General features: G+C 70.8%; 19 protein-coding genes. 14 read left to right on the top strand and 5 right to left on the bottom strand.

Translation table 11 applies throughout. The annotated features are described in order from the left end of the window. Positions 1 to 2 precede the first annotated feature (2 nt). Positions 3 to 695, top strand: coding sequence for a ThuA domain-containing protein (locus DEJ31_RS14610; RefSeq protein ID WP_111122212.1), 693 nt, complete (start codon positions 3 to 5; stop codon positions 693 to 695). After that, positions 692 to 1,774, top strand: coding sequence for a Gfo/Idh/MocA family protein (locus DEJ31_RS14605; RefSeq protein ID WP_111122254.1), 1,083 nt, complete (start codon positions 692 to 694; stop codon positions 1,772 to 1,774). The genes DEJ31_RS14610 and DEJ31_RS14605 overlap by 4 nt, the downstream gene beginning before the upstream one ends. A 73-nt stretch (positions 1,775 to 1,847) precedes the next feature. On the opposite strand, the gene DEJ31_RS14600 is transcribed toward DEJ31_RS14605, so the two are convergent. Next, positions 1,848 to 2,333, bottom strand: coding sequence for a hypothetical protein (locus tag DEJ31_RS14600; RefSeq protein ID WP_111122211.1), 486 nt, complete (start codon positions 2,331 to 2,333; stop codon positions 1,848 to 1,850). Between the two features lie 276 nt (positions 2,334 to 2,609). Between DEJ31_RS14600 and DEJ31_RS14595 the strand changes: the two genes are divergently transcribed. The 6 genes from DEJ31_RS14595 (at position 2,610) to DEJ31_RS14570 (ending at position 10,628) form a co-directional block, all read left to right on the top strand. Then, the gene (locus tag DEJ31_RS14595; RefSeq protein WP_111122210.1) at positions 2,610 to 3,617 is read left to right on the top strand and encodes a LacI family DNA-binding transcriptional regulator; all 1,008 of its coding nucleotides are present in this window, start codon (positions 2,610 to 2,612) and stop codon (positions 3,615 to 3,617) included. Between the two features lie 89 nt (positions 3,618 to 3,706). After that, positions 3,707 to 5,011 carry an ABC transporter substrate-binding protein gene (locus DEJ31_RS14590; RefSeq protein WP_111122209.1) on the top strand — a complete coding sequence of 435 codons (1,305 nt, stop codon included), beginning with the start codon at positions 3,707 to 3,709 and terminating at the stop codon, positions 5,009 to 5,011. A 219-nt stretch (positions 5,012 to 5,230) separates the two neighbouring features. Continuing rightward, positions 5,231 to 6,133, top strand: a complete 903-nt coding sequence (locus tag DEJ31_RS14585) for a carbohydrate ABC transporter permease (RefSeq protein ID WP_110891462.1) — start codon at positions 5,231 to 5,233, stop codon at positions 6,131 to 6,133. Next, positions 6,130 to 7,053: a carbohydrate ABC transporter permease gene (locus tag DEJ31_RS14580; protein WP_110904818.1), complete on the top strand. Its 924-nt coding sequence runs from the start codon at positions 6,130 to 6,132 to the stop codon at positions 7,051 to 7,053. The genes DEJ31_RS14585 and DEJ31_RS14580 overlap by 4 nt, the downstream gene beginning before the upstream one ends. Next, the gene (gene yicI / locus DEJ31_RS14575; RefSeq protein WP_111122208.1) at positions 7,053 to 9,317 is read left to right on the top strand and encodes an alpha-xylosidase; all 2,265 of its coding nucleotides are present in this window, start codon (positions 7,053 to 7,055) and stop codon (positions 9,315 to 9,317) included. Before DEJ31_RS14580 ends, yicI begins: the two co-directional genes overlap by 1 nt. A 123-nt stretch (positions 9,318 to 9,440) precedes the next feature. Then, complete coding sequence (locus DEJ31_RS14570) at positions 9,441 to 10,628, top strand: ROK family transcriptional regulator (protein ID WP_110904820.1); 1,188 nt, start codon at positions 9,441 to 9,443, stop codon at positions 10,626 to 10,628. 33 nt (positions 10,629 to 10,661) lie between these two features. Here DEJ31_RS14570 and DEJ31_RS14565 read toward each other — a convergent pair whose 3' ends face one another. The 3 genes from DEJ31_RS14565 to DEJ31_RS14555 form a co-directional block, all read right to left on the bottom strand. Beyond that, positions 10,662 to 10,907: a hypothetical protein gene (locus DEJ31_RS14565; protein WP_110904821.1), complete on the bottom strand. Its 246-nt coding sequence runs from the start codon at positions 10,905 to 10,907 to the stop codon at positions 10,662 to 10,664. Continuing rightward, positions 10,904 to 11,557 (bottom strand): hypothetical protein, encoded by a 654-nt coding sequence (locus DEJ31_RS14560; protein ID WP_146243164.1) that lies wholly within the window; start codon positions 11,555 to 11,557, stop codon positions 10,904 to 10,906. Before DEJ31_RS14560 ends, DEJ31_RS14565 begins: the two co-directional genes overlap by 4 nt. 245 nt (positions 11,558 to 11,802) lie before the next feature. Continuing rightward, complete coding sequence (locus tag DEJ31_RS14555) at positions 11,803 to 12,303, bottom strand: MarR family winged helix-turn-helix transcriptional regulator (protein ID WP_111122206.1); 501 nt, start codon at positions 12,301 to 12,303, stop codon at positions 11,803 to 11,805. A 91-nt stretch (positions 12,304 to 12,394) separates the two neighbouring features. On the opposite strand from DEJ31_RS14555, the gene DEJ31_RS14550 reads away from it, so the two are divergent. After that, complete coding sequence (locus tag DEJ31_RS14550) at positions 12,395 to 13,324, top strand: NADP-dependent oxidoreductase (protein ID WP_111122205.1); 930 nt, start codon at positions 12,395 to 12,397, stop codon at positions 13,322 to 13,324. A 51-nt stretch (positions 13,325 to 13,375) separates the two neighbouring features. Here the strand turns inward: DEJ31_RS14550 and DEJ31_RS14545 are convergent, their stop codons facing one another. Continuing rightward, on the bottom strand, positions 13,376 to 14,143 hold the full coding sequence (locus tag DEJ31_RS14545) for a glycosyltransferase family 2 protein (protein WP_111044520.1): 768 nt from the start codon (positions 14,141 to 14,143) through the stop codon (positions 13,376 to 13,378). A 190-nt stretch (positions 14,144 to 14,333) separates the two neighbouring features. Between DEJ31_RS14545 and DEJ31_RS14540 the strand changes: the two genes are divergently transcribed. The 5 genes from DEJ31_RS14540 to DEJ31_RS14520 all read left to right on the top strand — a co-directional run bounded on the left by DEJ31_RS14540 (position 14,334) and on the right by DEJ31_RS14520 (position 17,584). Next, positions 14,334 to 15,194 carry a hypothetical protein gene (locus DEJ31_RS14540; RefSeq protein WP_110904826.1) on the top strand — a complete coding sequence of 287 codons (861 nt, stop codon included), beginning with the start codon at positions 14,334 to 14,336 and terminating at the stop codon, positions 15,192 to 15,194. After that, positions 15,191 to 15,640 carry a phage holin family protein gene (locus DEJ31_RS14535; protein WP_110904827.1) on the top strand — a complete coding sequence of 150 codons (450 nt, stop codon included), beginning with the start codon at positions 15,191 to 15,193 and terminating at the stop codon, positions 15,638 to 15,640. Before DEJ31_RS14540 ends, DEJ31_RS14535 begins: the two co-directional genes overlap by 4 nt. After that, positions 15,640 to 16,245, top strand: coding sequence for a DUF3618 domain-containing protein (locus tag DEJ31_RS14530; RefSeq protein WP_309146535.1), 606 nt, complete (start codon positions 15,640 to 15,642; stop codon positions 16,243 to 16,245). The genes DEJ31_RS14535 and DEJ31_RS14530 overlap by 1 nt, the downstream gene beginning before the upstream one ends. Before the next feature lie 132 nt (positions 16,246 to 16,377). After that, positions 16,378 to 17,052 (top strand): HAD family hydrolase, encoded by a 675-nt coding sequence (locus DEJ31_RS14525; protein WP_111044522.1) that lies wholly within the window; start codon positions 16,378 to 16,380, stop codon positions 17,050 to 17,052. Positions 17,053 to 17,101: 49 nt separating this feature from the next. Next, positions 17,102 to 17,584, top strand: a complete 483-nt coding sequence (locus DEJ31_RS14520) for a GNAT family N-acetyltransferase (protein ID WP_258366324.1) — start codon at positions 17,102 to 17,104, stop codon at positions 17,582 to 17,584. The last annotated feature ends 7 nt before the right edge of the window (positions 17,585 to 17,591 follow it).

The following is a 17,591-nucleotide window of genomic DNA, read 5'->3' as shown; positions in this document are numbered from 1 at the left end:
CCATGCAACGCCAGGCACTCGTCGTCCGCGGCGGTTGGGACGGGCACATGCCCGTCGAGACCACCGAGCTGTTCATCCCGTTCCTCCGCGACAACGGCTTCGACGTCCGTGTCGAGGAGGGCACCGCCGTCTACGCCGACCAGGCCGTGATGGACACGGTCGACCTCGTGGTGCAGGTCAACACGATGTCCACCATCGCGAAGGAGGAGTTCGACGGCCTGCAGCGCGCCGTCCTCGCCGGCACCGGCATGGCGGGGTGGCACGGCGGCATCGCGGACTCGTACCGGGACAACGCCGACTACCTGCACATGATCGGTGGCCAGTTCGCCCACCACGCGGGCAAGCACCCGTCCGAGCGCGTCGGCGAGCAGTCCGACAACTACATCCCCTACACGGTGCACGTCACGGACCTCGGCCGCGAGCACCCGATCACGCAGGGCATCGACGACTTCGACCTGGTCAGCGAGCAGTACTGGGTGCTCAGCGACGAGTACGACGACGTGCTCGCCACCACCACCCAGGAGGCCCGGAGCTGGGACGCCTGGAACCGCCCGGTCACCTCGCCGGCGATCTGGACCCGGCAGTGGGGCAAGGGGCGGATCTTCGTCTCGGCGCCCGGGCACCGCATCGAGATCGTCGAGTCGCAACCCGTCCGCACGATCATCGAGCGCGGCCTGCTGTGGGCCGCCCGATGAGCGCCGCACCCCTCCGCGTCGGCATGGTCGGCGTCGGCAACATCAGCCGGCAGTACCTCGAGCAGTTCCCGTCGCTGCCCGACCTGCGGCTCACCGCGGTCGCCGACCTCGACACCGCCCGGGCTGCGGCGGTCGCCGACGAGCAGGGCGTGCACGCCCTCGGGGTCGACGAGCTCCTGCAGTCGGACGACGTCGACGTCGTGTTGAACCTGACGGTCCCGGCCGCGCACGCCGAGGTGGCACTCCGGGCACTCGCTGCGGGCAAGCACGTCTACGGCGAGAAGCCGCTCGCGCTGAGCACCACCGAGGCATCTCCGGTGCTCGCCGCCGCCCGGACCGCGGGCCTGCGGGTCGGCAGCGCGCCGGACACCGTGCTCGGCACCGGTGTGCAGACTGCTCGCGCCGCACTCGACGAGGGGCGGATCGGCACGCCCGTCGCGGCCGCGGTGTCGTGGAGCGCGCCCGGCCACGAACTCTGGCACCCGGCACCCGGCTTCTACTACCAGCCCGGCGGCGGTCCGCTGCTGGACATGGGCCCGTACTACCTGACCAGCCTCGTCACGTTCTTCGGGTCCGTCGTGCGCGTCAGCGGGAGCACCACCCGGTCGACCCGGGAACGCACGGTCGCGACCGGGCCGAACGCCGGGCAGGTCCTGCCCGTCGACGTCGACACCCACGTCGTCGCGATCCTGGAGCACGAGGGCGGGGTCGTCTCCACGCTCACGGTGTCGTTCGAGGTGTGGGCGACCGAGGCGCCGCTGTTCGAGGTGCACGGCACCGCCGGGTCGCTGTCGGTCGCCGACCCGAACCGGTTCTCCGACCCGACCCGGATCGCGGCGCCTGCGGACCGGACGTTCCGGGAACTGCCCGTCCTCGCCGGGTTCCCCGACGCCGGACGGGGCGTCGGTCTCGCCGACATGGCGCGGGCGATCGCGTCGGGGGAGCCGCACCGGGCCTCCGGCGACCTCGCGTTCCACGTGCTCGACGTCATGGAGTCCATCGTGACCGCGGGGCGGACGCACGGCGTCGTCGAGGTGGTGAGCCGGGCCTCCCGGCCGGCGGCGGTCCCGCTCGCGTAGCCCGGCGGACGGGCATCGCAGCGGCAGGTCCGGTGCGGTGATCGGTCGGTCGGCGCGAGGGGCCGCGCTCCCGTCAGCCGCCGGACGCCGCCGAGATGGCGACCGGCGACCCGGCCGCGCCGCAGGCCGCCCCGACCGACGCGACGGCGTCCTGCAGCCCGACGTCGTCCGGGTCGAGCGCGAGCGCCGAATCGGTGGCCGGGTGGTCCGTCAGCCACGTCTGCAGTGCGCCGACCGACGTGCCGACGTCGCCGACGGACGGGAGCCGTTCGTAGACGAAGCGCGCGGCGTCGAGGCGGGACCGGTACGCCTCGTCCCCGAGCTCACCGCGCTGGTGTGCGTCGGCGGCGTTGAACGTGATGGTCTCGACGGCGCTCACCTGCCCGCACACCGCTGCGGCGCTGACGTCGGTGTCGCCCGGCGGCAGCGCCCGGGGCGTCGCGGTGACGGTCACGGTCCTCGTCGGTGCTGGTTCGTCGGCCGTGCACCCGCTGAGCGTCACCACCCCGACGGTGCCGATGACGAGTGCGGTGATGACGTGCGCGCTGCGTGCCCCCATGCGGTCGATCCTGGCAGGGGAACCCGCGTCCGCACCCTCGTCGTCGTCCGGATGATGCCGATCCGTGATGTCCGTCCCGCTTCCCAGCGTGGGCGCGTCGGGTGCCGACGGGAGGTGGGCACATGGCGCGCTCCATTTGTTGGCATCGCCGACAAATGGGTTGCGCGAAGCGCTTCGACGCTGTTAGCGTCGCCGTCGCAAGCTCGTCGAAGCGCTTCACAAGCCCTTCACGAGCCGCCCGACGACAGCGACGAACGAGCACGAGGAGGTGCGCGCATGGTGACGATCCACGAGGTGGCGAAGGCCGCCGGCGTCTCGATCTCGACCGTCTCGTACGCCCTCTCCGGCAAACGCAGCATCTCCGCCACCACTCGGGCGCGCATCGACCGGGCGGTCGCGGACCTGGACTACCGCCCGAACGCCGGTGCCCGGATGCTCGCCGGGGCCCGGACGAACATCCTCGCCCTGTCCGCCCCGATCCGGGAGGACGCGCACCTGCCGACGCACATGCGCTTCGTCACGGCGGTCGTCGAGGCTGCTCGGGCGCACGACGACGACGTCCTCCTGCTCGCCCGCGACGACGAGGTCACCGGCATCCGTCGCGTGGTGGACAGCTCGCTGGTCGACGGGGTGGTCGTGCTCGGCGTCTCCACGGACGACGAGCGGGCCGAGGTCGTGCGCCGTTCCGGTGCCGCGGCCGCGTTCGTCGGCGTCCCGGGTGACACCACGGGCTTGACCTGCATCGACCTGGACTTCGCCGAGGCCGGACGCGAATCCGTCCGGGCGCTCGCCGCCGCGGGGCACCGCAGCATCGGGGTCATCGGGCACCCCGCCACCTACGTCGAGCGGCACACCGGCTTCATCCGTCGGTTCGCCGACGCGTTCGAGGACGAGTGCCGGTCCGCCGGCATCGCGACCCTCGCCCTGTACCCGTCCCTCGACCGCGTCGACCAGCGTGCGGCCGCCGACGAGCTGCTCGCCGGCCTGCCCGACATGACGGCGCTCGTGTTCCACTGCAACGAGCCCGTCGTCGAGGCCGTCCTGGCCCACCTCGTGTCCCGGGGCATCCGTGTCCCCGAGGACGTCTCGGTCGTCGCCGCCTGCGCGAGCTACGACACCGACGCGCTCGAGGTCCCCCTGTCCACCATCCCCCTCCCGCTCGAGGAGATGTGTCGCGGCGCCGTGGAGGGCGCCGTCCGTCAGGTCGACGGTGCCCGTGAACCGGGCGTCACACTCCTCCGACCGCGGTTCATCGACCGCGGGTCCATCCGACCGGTGCACTGACCGGACACGGCTCCACCGGCGTCTTCGGCCGTGCACTGTCGAAGCGCTTCGATACTGCGACACCCCAACAACTACGAGGAAGTAGCGACATGAAGAAGTCACGCCTGCTCGGCGCACTCGCCGGGCTCGCCGCGACCGCCGTCGTCCTGACCGGCTGTTCCGCCGGTGGGAGCGCCGACGACCGCAGCAACGAGGACGGCAAGACCCTGAAGCTCTGGCACTTCGAGTCCGAGGACTCCGCCATGGGCAAGGCCTGGAAGGAGTCCATCAAGGTCTTCGAGAAGGAGACCGGCGCGAAGGTCGAGTTCCAGGAGAAGAGCTTCGAGCAGATCCGGAAGACGGCCAGCCAGTCGCTGAACTCCGACCAGGCCCCGGACCTGATCGAGTACAACAAGGGCAATGCGACCGCCGGACTACTCGCCAGCCAGGGCCTCCTCAGCCCGCTCGACGACGCGGTGGAGAAGTACGGCTGGGACGACGAGCTCGCGAAGTCGCTGCAGACCACCGCACGCTACGACGCGAAGGGCGTGATGGGCTCCGGCTCCTGGTACGGCGTGCCCGACTACGGCGAGTACGTGGAGTTCTACTACAACAAGGAGCTCTTCGAGAAGTACGGCGTCGAGGTCCCGAAGACCCAGGCCGACCTCGAGAAGGCGATGGCCACGTTCGAGTCGAAGGGCGTCACACCCCTCGCCGAGTCCGCCGCGGAGTACCCGCTCGGCCAGCTCTGGTACCAGCTCGCACTGTCCAAGGCGGACCGCAGCTGGGTCGACGACTACCAGCTGTACAAGAACCCGGTGGACTTCTCCGACGAGCAGATCTCGTACGCCACGAAGACGATCAAGGACTGGACCGACAAGGGCTACATCTCCGGTGACGCCACCGGCATGAAGGCCGAGGACGCGGGCACCGCCTTCATCAGCGGCAAGTACCCGATGTTCTTCTCCGGCTCGTGGTGGTACGGCCGCTTCGGCACCGAGATGCAGCAGGACTGGGGCACCTTCCTGTACCCGGGCGCCGAGATGTCGCCCGGTTCGTCCGGCAACCTCTGGGTCGTCCCGACCAAGGCGAAGAACAAGACGCTCGCCGAGAAGTTCATCGACATCACGCTCCGTCCCGAGATGCAGGCGATCATCGGCAACAACGGTGGTGTCCCGGTCGCGGCGAAGGAGTCCGACATCACCGACGAGAAGAGCAAGGAACTCATCGCCAACTTCAACACGCTCACCGAGCGTGACGGTCTGGCGTACTACCCCGACTGGCCCACGTCGACGTTCTACGACCAGCTGAACGCCGGTCTGCAGAGCGTCCTCAACGGCAGCAGCTCGCCGAAGCAGGTCAACGAGGAGCTCGGCCAGCAGTACGCCGACGGCGTGAAGGCCGTCACGGGTTGACCTGACGGTCTCGACCCTCCGGTCACCTGCACCACCCCGGTCGCTGACGCGGCCACCCGGGAGGCGCGTGACGAGTCCGACTCGTCACGCGCCTCCCGGGCCCCTCACCCGCACCACCCCACTCCCCGGAAGGGAAGCCCGACGATGGCGTCCAGTCCTCCTCTCGCGCCGCTCCGCGGCCGCGTGCCCCGCCCCCGCCGCCGCGACGACGGCGTGATCATGCCCGCCTCCGGCCGCGGCAGCTACTGGTTCTACCTGCTCCCCGGCTTCGTGCTGCTGGCGGCGATCATCCTCGTGCCGCTCGGGTGGAACGTGTACCTGTCGTTCACGAACTACCGCGGGATCCTGCCGCCGCAGTTCACCGGGCTCGACAACTGGCGCCGGCTGATGGCCGACGGGCAGTTCTGGATCTCGTTCCGGAACAGCATCGTGATGATCCTGGCGATGGTGATCGTCCCCACCAGCCTGGGGCTCGTCCTCGCCGCCGCGCTGTTCGACGTGATCGGCAAGAAGTTCGGCGGCAAGCTCGCCAGCTTCCTCCGCGCCACCTACTACCTGCCGCAGATCCTGCCGGCCGTCATCGCGGCGATCGTCATCGGGTGGATCCTGCGCCCGGAGAACGGTGCGCTCAACGCGGTGCTCGGCGCGGTCGGACTCGACGGTCTGCAGCACAACTGGCTCGGCAGCCCGGACACCGCGCTGCTCTCGGTCGCGGTCGTGCTCGTGTGGGTGCAGATCGGCTACCCGGTCGTCGTCTTCATGGCGGCCCTGCAGCGCGTCGACCCGGAGCTCTACGAAGCCGCCGAACTCGACGGTGCGAACTGGTTCCAGCGGTTCCGCTCGATCACCGTGCACATCATCCGGCCCGAGATCTTCGTCGTCGTGCTCACCTGCACGATCGCGGCGCTCAAGGTGTTCGGGCCCGTCTACGCCCTGACGGGCGGCGGCCCCGGCAACGCCACGATCGTGCCGAGCTACTACTCGTACAGCCAGTTCTTCCAGGCGCAGCAGGTCGGGTACGGCGCCACCATCGCCACCGCCCTGACGGTCGTCATCGTGATCGTGGCCATCGGGTTCATCGCCGCCCAGAACCGGGCCGAACGCAAGGAGGAGGCACGATGACCGTGTCCGCACCCAGCACCAGGGCGACCGTCACGGCGGACGCGGGCCGGGCCTCCCGCCCGACTGCGAAGCCGCGCAAGCGACCGGGCGAAGGCGGGGTCAAGCGGCCCTCCGACTGGGTCGTCCTCGCCGGCGGGATCGTCATCGCGGTGCTCATCGCCGCGCCGTTCCTGCTCATCCTGCTCAACTCGTTCAAGACGCCGGCGGACTACGCGGCCGGCGGTCCGCTCGCCTGGCCGACGCAGTTGTCCTTCGACGGCATCACGACGTTCTGGAACCGGGTCGACTTCCCGCTGAAACTCTGGAACAGCGTCTTCATCAGCGGCATGGTGGCGCTGCTCGCGGTGCTCATCTCGATCCTCAACGCGTTCGCGATCGGCATCGGCCGGGTCCGCTACCGCACCTGGATCGTGGTGCTGTTCATGCTCGCGAACATGCTGCCGCAGGAGGTGCTGCTCTACCCGCTCTACATGATGTTCAAGGGCATCGGACTGTACGACAACGTGTGGAGCGTGATCATCGTCTTCACGGTGATCCAGTCCGCGTTCGGCACGTACCTGCTCTCGAGCGTCTACGGGACCTTCCCGAAGGAGATCCTCGAGGCCGCCGCGCTCGACGGCGCCGGTCGTTGGCGTGTGCTCTGGCGGGTCATCGTCCCGATCAGCCGCCCGACCCTGTCCGTCCTGCTCATCTTCTTCTTCATCTGGACGTGGAACGAGTTCCTCATCCCCCTGACCTTCCTGGTCAGCAACGACAACCAGACGGTTCCGGTCGCGATCTCCCTGCTGCAGGGCGACCGGCTGATGGACGTCACCACCACGAGCGCGTCGGCCCTGCTCGGCCTCATCCCGACGCTCGTGTTCTTCCTCATCTTCCAGCGCACCCTCGCGCGCGGCATCACGGCAGGAGCGGTCAAGTAATGAAGTTCACCGACGGGTTCTGGCAGCTCAGGCCCGGAGTCCACCCCGTGTACGCCGCCGAGGCGTACGACATCGACGCACGACAGACGCCGGAGGGTGACCGCCTGGTCGTCACCGCGCCGACGAAGGTCATCGCGTCGCGGGGCGACACCCTCAACCGTCCGACCCTCACCGTCTCACTGTCCAGCCCCATGGAGGGCGTGGTCACCGTCCGCGTCGAGCACTTCCGGGCACCGCGTCCGGAGCTCTCCTTCGACCTGGTCGGCCAGGAGGCGGGGCACGGCTCCGCCACGGTCGAGGACGGTGTCGGGACCCTCACCTCCGGAGACCTGTCGGCCGTCGTCACCCGCGGAGCGCCCTGGGACCTGCGGTTCGTGGCGACCGACGCGGACGGCACCGAGCGGGTGCTCACCAACTCCGGGCACAAGTCGCTCGGGTACGTCACCCTCGACCCCGGCGCCGAAGTCTCCCGTGGGGTGGTCGGCAACGCCCGGGTCCAAGGCGCGGACGCACCGGCGTCTGACCGGTTCGTGCACGCGCAGCTCGACCTGGGCGTGGGGGAGCTCGTCTACGGGCTCGGCGAACGCTTCGGGCCGCTCGTCAAGAACGGGCAGACCGTCGACATCTGGAACGCCGACGGTGGCACCTCGAGCGAGCAGTCGTACAAGAACGTGCCGTTCTACCTGACCAACCGCGGGTACGGCGTCCTCGTCGACCACCCCGGGCACGTCTCCTTCGAGGTCGGTTCCGAGACCGTCGAGCGCGTGCAGTTCTCGGTGCCGGGGGAGTCCCTGGTGTTCCACGTCATCGGCGGCGGCAGCCCGTCAGCCGTCCTGGAGCGGTACACCCAGCTCACCGGTCGTCCGGCGCACGTGCCGGCGTGGTCCTACGGCCTGTGGTTGTCGACCTCGTTCACGACCGACTACGACGAAGCGACCGTGACCTCGTTCGTCGACGAGATGACCGCCCGCCAGCTGCCGGTCTCGGTGTTCCACTTCGACTGCTTCTGGATGCGCGAGTTCACCTGGTGTGACTTCGAGTGGGACCCCCGGGTGTTCCCGGACCCCACCGGCATGCTCGGACGACTGCACGACAAGGACCTGCGGGTCTGCGTGTGGATCAACCCGTACATCGGGCAGGCGTCGGCGCTGTTCGACGAGGCGGTCGAAGGCGGCTACCTCGTCATGAACCCCGACGGCACCGTCTGGCAGTGGGACCTCTGGCAGGCCGGCATGGGGCTCGTCGACTTCACGAACCCGGACGCCACCGCCTGGTACCAGTCGAAACTCCGGGCACTCGTCGAGCAGGGCGTCGACTGCTTCAAGACCGACTTCGGCGAGCGCATCCCCCTCGACGTGGTCTACGCCGACGGCAGCGACCCCGAGCGGATGCACAACTGGTACACCCAGCTGTACAACCAGGCCGTGTTCGAGGTGCTGCAGGAGACCAAGGGCCAGGGCGACGCGGTCGTGTTCGCCCGCTCCGCCACCGCCGGCGGCCAGCAGATGCCGGTGCACTGGGGCGGGGACAACACCTCGTCGTTCCCGTCGATGGCGGAGACCCTGCGCGGCGGCCTGTCCCTGGCGCTGTCCGGCTTCGGCTTCTGGTCGCACGACATCGGCGGTTTCGAAGGCACCCCCGACCCGGCCGTGTTCAAGCGCTGGGTGCAGTTCGGGCTGCTCTCGTCGCACAGCCGGTTCCACGGCAGCAGCTCCTACCGGGTGCCATGGGCGTTCGACGAGGAAGCGGTCGACGTCACGCGGGCCTTCACCGAGTTGAAGCTCCGGCTGATGCCGTACCTGTACGCGGCCGGGCTCGAGGCGTCCGCACGGGGCATCCCGGTGATGCGTCCGATGCCGCTGGCGTTCCCGGACGACCCGACCGCCGCGTACTGTGACCGGCAGTACCTGCTCGGACCGGACCTGCTCGTCGCGCCGGTGTTCAGCGCGTCCGGCGACGTCGAGTACTGGCTGCCGGCGGGCTCGTGGACGAACTGGTTCACGGGCGAGGTCGTCACCGGCGGGGTCTGGCGGCGCGAGCGGCACGGCTTCGACACCCTGCCGCTCTGGGTCCGCGAGGGTGCGGTCCTGCCGCTGTCCACCCGCACCGACCGGCCGGACCACGACTACCACGAGGCCCTCGAGCTCCGGGCGTTCCCGGGCGCCGGTGGTGCCGGCAACCGTGACGTGGTGGTGACGTCCCCCGAGGGCCGGACCGTGACCTACGCGGTCGCGTTCGCCGACGACGGCACGGTCACCGTCTGAGGGGCCGCCACCGATCGCGCTGCGCGACGGTCCTCGTGGCCGCCACCACGAGGACCGTCGCCCAGCACGAGTGCAGCATCGCGCTGCCGCACTACGCTGGCGGGACGGACGATCGGAGCGGACATGTCGGAGGCGAGCACAGCCTCCCGTCCCGCGCGCACCACGGACGTCGTCCGGCGCCGCAACCTCGCCCGGGTCCTGCGACTCGTGCACGAGCGCGGACCGATGCCCCGCTCCGCACTCACCCGGGAGACCGGGCTGAACCGCTCCACGGTCGCCGCCCTCGTCGGCGAACTCGTCGACCTCGGCCTGGTCGTCGAGGGGGACGCGCCGCCCGCCACCGGCGTCGGACGTCCGAGTGCGACCGTCTCCGCGTCGGCCGAGGTCGTCGCCCTCGGGATCGTCCCCGAGATCGACGCCGTGACCCTGGCCGTCATCGGCCTCGACGGCACCGAACACGAGCGGCGGACCGTCCGGACCTCCTCGGTCTCGACACCGGACGAAGCGCTGGCCATCGCCACCGACCTGGTCGCGGCTGCGGCCGAGCGGCAACGGACCGCGGGCCGACGGGTCGTCGGCGTCGCGGTGTCGGTCCCCGGGATCGTCCGGGTCGGTGACGGTGTCGTCCGGTACGCCCCGCACCTCGCCTGGCGTGACGAGGCGTTCGCCGCTCCGCTCGCCGAGCGCACCGGGCTGCCGGTACTGGCCGCGAACGACGCGAACCTCGGCGTCACCGCGGAGTTCCTCTACGGTGCCGGGCGCGGGGCCACCGACGTCGTGTACGTCAACGGCGGTGCGAGTGGCATCGGTGGCGGGATCATCACCGGTGGCCGCCCACTCGCCGGTGCCGCCGGGTACGCGGGGGAGCTCGGCCACACCTTCGTCGCGGCGAACGGGATCCGCTGCCACTGCGGGGCCGTCGGGTGCCTGGAGACGGAGGCCTCGCAGGCAGCGCTGCTCGATGCCGCCGGACTCGGGATCGACCAGGCCGACCGGCTCGGCGACGTCCTCGCCGACGGTCCCCGGCCGGAGTTGGCGGCCGTCGTCGACCGGCAGGTCACGGCGCTCGCCGTCGCCATCCGCAACGTGGTGCACACGGTGAACCCGGACGTCGTCGTGCTCGGCGGGTTCCTCGGCACGCTGTTGCGGCACGTCGGGCCCCGACTCGAGGACGCCGTGCGCGCGCAGACGATGACCGCGATGGGCGAGGACCTGCGGATCGTCCCGGCGGAGCTCGTCGGCAGTGTGCTCTTCCGCGGTGCGGCCGAGCTCGCGTTCACGTCACTGCTGGCCGACCCGGCGGCGGGCTGAGCGGCGGCCGTCCCGACAGGCCGCGAGGCCTCCTCATTCGCCGGAGTGCGTCCGCTGTGCTCGCCGCTGCCGACGCCGGACCGCCCAACCGAGGTTGCCGCCGCCGAGGGCCATCCCGGTGCCACTCGCGACCGCGCTCAGCACGGGATGTCCGTCCTCCCGGAGGTCCACTGACAGTGCAGCGCCTGCGAGGAGCGTGCACATCGCCAGGAACGCTGCGAACCCGATGCTCGAGACGACCCTCACCGTCGCGGTGACTGCGCGGTTCAGCCCGGTCACGCGCAGAGCGGGGCTGGCTTGCCTGAAGCGTGGACTCGCAGGACTTTCTTCCCGCACTTGACGCCACCGTTGTTGCTGATGGCGGTGAAGGCAAGCAGGACGACGACGTTGGCGATGACACACACCGCCGGACCGAGCGCACACAGCCCTTCGGCGGCGACGACTCCGCCTCCGCCGATGATCACCTGCTGATCGAACGAGTTGAAGTCGACGAAGACGCCGTTCTTGTCCTTTCCTGCTCCGAGTCGGTGGTCCCGACCGGGCACGGTCAGATCGAGGTCCAGGTGCCCCGCGGAGATCGTCACGAGGCGAGTGCCGTCGGCGCTGGTCACATCACTCGTCAGCGCACCGGCAGCGTCTGCTTCCCGGATGGCTTCAGCGACGACACCAGGGTTCGACGCTCGCGCTGCGGCGGCCGTGTCCAGCTCCGCCGGCCGAGTGGTGGCAGACGCCACCGCCGGCGTCCAGAGCAGGCTGCTCAGCGTCAGCGCAACGGTGGTCGCGATGCAGGTGATCGTGGTCGGGCCGGAATCCATGGTTCCTCCTGGGTGAGTGGTTGCGCCGCAACAACTCGACCGTAGAAGACTTCCCGACGCATTGCAATGAAGAACAGCAATGTGGAATACCGGCAGAGGCACGGTGGCGGCCACTGACGAGCCTCCCGGCCGGCACCTGGCCGAGTGGACTCGCGGACGCCCGCCGCAGTTCGGGTCAGGGGCGGGCGTCCACGGCCTGCGCGTGCCTCCGGGAGTGGCAGGCGCGAGTCGTCGCTCCACGAGGTCAGGGTCCCTCGCGTGCCTTCCGGCTGGGCGACTCGAGTGACGCTACGCCGTCCGGCTGGACCGTGTTCGATGCGGGCCGCGAGGTTCCTCGCGCCACGTCGCCGACCGTCGCGTCAGTCGGCCCGTCGACGGCGCGGAGCGGCGGAGCGGGGCGGGGCCTCGCGGAGACGCGTCCCGACCTGGTTCAGGATCCGTGCGAGCGACTCGACGTCCGCTTCCGACAGTGAGGCGAAGAGGAGTTCCCGCACGAGCGCGATGTGTCCCGGGAACACGGCGGCCAGGACCTCGCGGCCGGCGTCGGTGATCGTGACGACGACGCGGCGCTCGTCTTCGGGCGACGGCGCCCGGGAGACGAGTCCGCGCTGGTCGAGCAGCTGCGCCTGGTAGGTCAGCCCACTCCGGCTGTAGACGACGCCGTCCGCCAGGTCGGTCATGCTCCGGCTGCCGCTCGGATCGTCGCCGAGTCGGGCGAGCAACTGGAACTGCACGTAGCTGAGCGCTCCGACGTCCTTGAGCTGCTTCTCGACCGCGGGTCGGAGCAGGGCGCTGACCTCGGTGAACGAGAGGTAGGCGGTCAGTTGCGCTCCGGTGAGCGGGAGCGGTGTCTCGGTCATGCATTGATCCTACCCGTTGCTTCAACTTCGAAGCAGTGGTACCTTCCTGATAAGTGCTTCGAACTTGAAGCAACAAGGAGAGGAAACGACCATGAAGGCAGTCCAGTTCCAGGAGATCGGCGGCCCCGAGGTGCTCCGGTACGTCGACGTCGCACAGCCCGTCCCGGCCGAGGGCGAGGTCCGGGTCCGGGTCGCCGCCTCGGCGTTCAGTGCCGCCGACGCCGGGATGCGCGCCGGGGCCCTCCCCATCCCGATCGTGCTGCCGCACGTCCCCGGCTACGACGTCTCCGGCACGGTCGACGCCGTGGGGGCCGGAGTCGAGGGGCTCAGCGTCGGTGACACGGTCATCGGGTTCCTGCCCATGGAGCGGGACGGCGGCGCGGCCGAGTACGTCGTCGCTCCTGCCGACGTCCTCGTCCCCGCCCCGACGAGCATCCCGCTCGCCGACGCCGCCGCACTGCCCTCCGTCGCCCTGACGGCCTGGCAGGCGCTCGTCGACGACGGACGGCTGCAGGCTGGGCAGCGCCTGCTGGTCGTCGGCGCGGGCGGTGTGGTCGGCAAGTACGCGGTCCAGCTGGCGAAGCAGCTCGGCGCACACGTCGTCGCGACCGCCAGTCCCCGCAGCGCCGACGCCGTCTGGGCTGCGGGAGCGGACGAGGTCGTCGACCACACCACGACGGACCTGCTGGACGCCGTCACCGAACCGGTCGACGTGCTCCTCAACCTGGCCCCGCTCGACCCGGCGGAGTTCACCCGACTGGTCGCCCTGGTCGGTGACGGCGGCGCGGTCGTCAGCACCACCGCCTGGATGCCCGCCCCGGACGACGCATCACGTGGCGTGCGCTCCGCGGTCGTCTTCGTGCTGCCGAACCGCGACCGTCTGACACGCCTGGTGTCCCTGGTCGACGAGGGCTCGCTGCACGTGGAGGTCACGCGGCGCATCCCGCTCACCGCGCTGCCGGCCCTGCACGCCGAGGCCGCCGACGGGGCCATCGCCGGCAAGGTGGTCGTCCTGCCCTGAGGTGGGACGGACACGACGAGCCGCGTCAGCCGTCGGGTGTGGCGTCGACGGTCAGCGCGCCCGCCACCACGCCCGTACGTGGTCACGAGCCCGCCAGGCCACCCGGAGCCGTCGCGCCCACCGGCGTGAGGGTGAGGCGCGCCGACCGGTCACCCGGAAGGTGTGGAACGCGCGTCGTGCACGCAACAGTGCGGACGGGAGGCTCGAGAACGGTCGCGCGGACACCCCCACCGCGAGCACGGGATCGGCCAGCACCCGCCACGACGGGTCCAGCTGCATGCTGAGGTCGACGTCGTCGTGGACCTCCGGGTCGTCCCGGTGCACCCGGTCGCGGACGGCGAGCCATGCGGACCTGCGGATCGCTGTCGCGGACCCGAACAACGGTGGTCGAGCGAGTGCGCCGTGCATGAGGACGAAGTACGGCTGCATGTAGAGGACCGGCCAGGCGAGCCGGACGAGGGGCCCGGCGTCCACGGGCCGGCCCGGACCGGTGACCGCGACCACGGCGGGGTCCTCGAGCAGGTCGAGCGCGCTCGCGATCCAGTGCGGCGGCGGCACGGAGTCCGCATCGAGCCGGACGATCACGTCCCCTCGGGCCGTGTCGTAGCCGAGCGACGACGCACGGGCGATGCCGCGGACCGGTTCGACGCAGAGGACGGCGCCGGCGGCACGGGCCACGGCCGCGCTGTCGTCGGAGCTGCCGTTGTCGACGACGACGACCTCGTCCGGGAGCCGGGTCTGCACCGCCAGAGCCGTCAGGCACCGTCGAAGGTGCTCGGCGTCGTCGCGCACGGGGACCACGACCGAGACGGATGGCATGGCTCGAGCCAACCGGACGGTCGCTGTGAAGGAGGGGCATGTCGCTCCTCGACTGGCGTTCTGGGGAGGGTCGAGCGGGAATCCGCGCAGATCGGCGTTCCTGGAACCCGTCTCAGACTCTTCCGCGCAGGTTCGTGTCCAACGCAGCGGGTGCACCGCCCGCCGCGACGAGAAGACCGGAAGGCCGACCATGACCACGAACCCACCCGGGAACGACTCCGGGACGCCCATCCACGACGCCACGGCTGCCGCCGAGGGTCACGAGATCCACCCCGGCGTCACGGTCCCGTCCTACGCGAGCGGTACCCCCGTCGCGCGCCCCACCGGATTCGACGACCTCGAACCGCTGGACGCCATCCCCGCCGACGAGCAGCTGCCCGCGGGCACCGTCCCCGCCGGCAGCCTGACCGCGACCGGTACCGGCAGCGGCGTCAGCAGCACCGGCTCCGACGACAGCTCGAGCGGTGGCAAGGCCGACGCCGCGAAGGGTGCCGCCTCCGACGTCGCCGGCGACGCCAAGGAGAAGGCCGCGAACGTCGCGGGCACCGCCAAGGAGCAGGCCGCGAACGTCGCCTCCGAGGTGTCGGACCACGCACGCCAGCTCTACGGGCAGGCGTCCAGCACCCTCAAGGACCAGGCTGCCGACCAGCAGCAGCGCGCCGCCGGCGGACTCCGCACGATCGGTGAGCAGCTCGGCAAGATGGCCGAGAACGACGACGAGCAGGGCCTGGCCTCGAAGGTCGTCCGCGACCTGTCGAACCGTGCCGGTTCCTTCGCCGGGTACCTCGAAGGCCGTGACCCGGGTTCGCTCGTCGACGACGTGAAGTCGTTCGCAGCGCGCCGTCCGGGCACCTTCATCGCGATCGCCGCCGGTGCGGGCATCCTCGCCGGCCGTCTCGCCAAGGCGCTGACGACCGAGATCAAGCACGAGAAGGAAGCCGAGGCGTCCGGCACCACCGGGACGACCGGGACCTCCGACCTCGGCTCGACGGGCGTCACCGGCACGAGCACCACGGGTACCGGCACCGCCGGGACGGGGCCGCTCGTATGACCGATCCGTTCCCCGGCGCGACCGGTCGGACGGTGCCCGGGCAGCCGAGCGCCGAGGAGCGTGCTGCATCGACGCCCCTCGGCGAACTCCTCTCCGAGGTGTCCCGTGACCTCTCGACCCTCTTCCGGCAGGAGGTCGCGCTCGCCAAGGCAGAGCTGACCGACTCCGCGAAGAAGGCGGGCAAGGGCGCCGGCATGTTCGGCGGCGCCGGGGTCACCGGGCTGTTCGCTCTGCTGTTCCTGTCGATCGCCGCATGGTGGGGCCTCGGCTACCTCATCGGCAACGCCTGGTCCGCCGTGGTCATCGCCGTCATCTACGCCATCGCCGCAGCGATCCTCGCCTCCCGCGGGCGCAAGGAGATCAAGCAGATCAACGGTGCGCCGCAGACGGTCGCGACCGTCAAGGAAGTCCCCGAGACACTCAAGCCCAACAACGGGAGGAACTGATGAGTACCCCAGACGAGATCCGCGCCGACATCGAGCGCACCCGCGGCGAACTCGGTTCGGACGTCGACGCCCTGGCCGACAAGGTCAACCCGTCGTCGATCGCCCACCGCCAGACCGAGAAGGTCAAGGGCCGGTTCCAGGACGCCCGCGACTCCGTGATGGGCGCGGCGGGCAGCGCACGCGACTCCGTCATGGGCGCGGCCGGCTCGGCTCGCTCCAGCGTCTCCGGCTCCACGTCGAACGCGACCGGTTCCGCCAAGGACGCCGCCTCGCGCGGTGTCGAGAAGGCGAAGGGCAACCCGCTCGCCGTGGGCCTCATCGCCTTCGGTGTCGGCTGGCTCGCGTCGTCGCTCCTGCCCTCCTCCACCAAGGAAGAGGAACTCGCGGGCGACCTCAAGGACAAGGCCGCACCGCTCCTGGACAAGGCGAAGGAGCAGGCCAAGGACGCCAGCGGCCCGCTCGTCGACGCCGCCAAGGAGCACGCGCAGGACCTCAAGGGCACCGCGCAGGACGCCGCCCAGACGGTCAAGGACGAGGCGCAGGGCGCCGCGTCCGACGTGAAGGACAACGCGCAGTCGTCGGCGGACGACGTCCGCAGCGCCTGACACGTCACCACCTGACGGACGGGAGGCCCGGGACCAGACGGTCCCGGGCCTCCCGTCCGTCGTCCGGCGCGTCCACCGCGCCCGGGGGCCCACCTGAGGCGACGGTCGCCGCCGACGGAGCAGGGTGGAGGCATGTCCGACACCTCCACCACCGCCGTCCTCTTCGACATCGACGGCACCCTGGCCGACTCCAACTACGCCCACATCGACGCTTGGTGGCGGGCCTTCCGCGCGGCGGGCGAGTCCGTGGACGCCTGGCGGATCCACCGGGCGATCGGGATGGACTCGTCGAAGCTCCTGGAGTCGCTGCTGCCGGACGCCTCGGACGAGGTCCGTGACACCGCGAAGCAGTTCCACACCGCCTACTACTCCGAGCACATGCCGCAGCTGCGGCTGCTGCCCGGTGCGCGTGACCTGCTCGAGGCGGTCGCCGGCCGCGGGCACGCCGTGGTGCTCGCGACGAGCGCCCCGCAGAACGAACTCGACCGGCTGCTGGAACTCCTGGACGCCGACCGCTGGATCACCGCGGTGACGAGCGGCGAGGACGTCGAGCAGGCGAAGCCAGACCCCGGGATCATCGAGGTCGCCCTGCAGAAGGTGGGCGTGGACCCCGAGCGTGCCGTCATGATCGGCGACGCGATGTGGGACGTCGAGGCGTCTGGTCGCGTCGGGGTGACCTGCATCGGCGTGATGACCGGCGGCATCGGCGGGGACGAGCTGCGCGGTGCCGGCGCCGCGGCCGTGTACGACGACGCTGCGGCCCTGCTCGAGGACCTCGACGGCAGCCCGATCGGCTCGCTCTCCTGACGCGACCCGTGCACACGCGTCCGCCCGTCGCGTGTCAGGATGGACGATCGTGATCACCATCGAACGCGTGCCCTGGGAAGACCCGCGCGGAGTCGCACTCCGCGCGACCATGGACGAGGAGATGCACGAGCGGTACGGCGACTCCAACCCCGGTGAGGCTCCCGAGGTCACCGCGGAGCGCAACCGCGTGCTGTCGGTCGACCCGTCCACCGTCGTGACGTCCCTGCTCGCCGTCGACGACGACGGGACCGTCCTCGGGCACATCGCCGTCCGCCGACTCGGAGACGAGATCGAGTTGAAGCGCCTCATCGTCCTGGCGGCCGCCCGGGGCAAGGGTGCCGCGACCGCGCTCCTCGACGAGTGCGCCCGCGTGGGCCGCGAGCAGGGGGCCACGCGTCTGGTCCTGCAGACCGGCGACAAGCAGCCCGAGGCCGTGGCGCTGTACGAGAAGACCGGGTGGGACCGCATCGACGTGTACGAGCCGTACGCCGAGACGATGCCCTGGTCGTACTGCTTCGCGAAGGCGATCTGAAGCTGCC

The sequence above is a fragment of the Curtobacterium sp. MCPF17_031 genome (assembly GCF_003234035.1).
In the GTDB taxonomy this organism is placed as follows: Bacteria; Actinomycetota; Actinomycetes; order Actinomycetales; family Microbacteriaceae; genus Curtobacterium.
The sequence above is the reverse complement of the archived record's forward strand: the minus strand, read 5'-3'. Positions and strand labels throughout refer to the sequence as shown.

What these genes read in the sequence shown, in the direction of transcription:
- DEJ31_RS14610 (WP_111122212.1), top strand. Translation starts at nt 3, where the DNA reads ATGCAACGCCAGGCACTCGTCGTCCGCGGCGGTTGGGACGGGCACATG.
- DEJ31_RS14605 (WP_111122254.1), top strand. Translation starts at nt 692, where the DNA reads ATGAGCGCCGCACCCCTCCGCGTCGGCATGGTCGGCGTCGGCAACATC.
- DEJ31_RS14600 (WP_111122211.1), bottom strand. Translation starts at nt 2,333, where the DNA reads ATGGGGGCACGCAGCGCGCACGTCATCACCGCACTCGTCATCGGCACC.
- DEJ31_RS14595 (WP_111122210.1), top strand. Translation starts at nt 2,610, where the DNA reads ATGGTGACGATCCACGAGGTGGCGAAGGCCGCCGGCGTCTCGATCTCG.
- DEJ31_RS14590 (WP_111122209.1), top strand. Translation starts at nt 3,707, where the DNA reads ATGAAGAAGTCACGCCTGCTCGGCGCACTCGCCGGGCTCGCCGCGACC.
- DEJ31_RS14585 (WP_110891462.1), top strand. Translation starts at nt 5,231, where the DNA reads ATGCCCGCCTCCGGCCGCGGCAGCTACTGGTTCTACCTGCTCCCCGGC.
- DEJ31_RS14580 (WP_110904818.1), top strand. Translation starts at nt 6,130, where the DNA reads ATGACCGTGTCCGCACCCAGCACCAGGGCGACCGTCACGGCGGACGCG.
- yicI (WP_111122208.1), top strand. Translation starts at nt 7,053, where the DNA reads ATGAAGTTCACCGACGGGTTCTGGCAGCTCAGGCCCGGAGTCCACCCC.
- DEJ31_RS14570 (WP_110904820.1), top strand. Translation starts at nt 9,441, where the DNA reads ATGTCGGAGGCGAGCACAGCCTCCCGTCCCGCGCGCACCACGGACGTC.
- DEJ31_RS14555 (WP_111122206.1), bottom strand. Translation starts at nt 12,303, where the DNA reads ATGACCGAGACACCGCTCCCGCTCACCGGAGCGCAACTGACCGCCTAC.
- DEJ31_RS14550 (WP_111122205.1), top strand. Translation starts at nt 12,395, where the DNA reads ATGAAGGCAGTCCAGTTCCAGGAGATCGGCGGCCCCGAGGTGCTCCGG.
- DEJ31_RS14545 (WP_111044520.1), bottom strand. Translation starts at nt 14,143, where the DNA reads ATGCCATCCGTCTCGGTCGTGGTCCCCGTGCGCGACGACGCCGAGCAC.
- DEJ31_RS14540 (WP_110904826.1), top strand. Translation starts at nt 14,334, where the DNA reads ATGACCACGAACCCACCCGGGAACGACTCCGGGACGCCCATCCACGAC.
- DEJ31_RS14535 (WP_110904827.1), top strand. Translation starts at nt 15,191, where the DNA reads ATGACCGATCCGTTCCCCGGCGCGACCGGTCGGACGGTGCCCGGGCAG.
- DEJ31_RS14530 (WP_309146535.1), top strand. Translation starts at nt 15,640, where the DNA reads ATGAGTACCCCAGACGAGATCCGCGCCGACATCGAGCGCACCCGCGGC.
- DEJ31_RS14525 (WP_111044522.1), top strand. Translation starts at nt 16,378, where the DNA reads ATGTCCGACACCTCCACCACCGCCGTCCTCTTCGACATCGACGGCACC.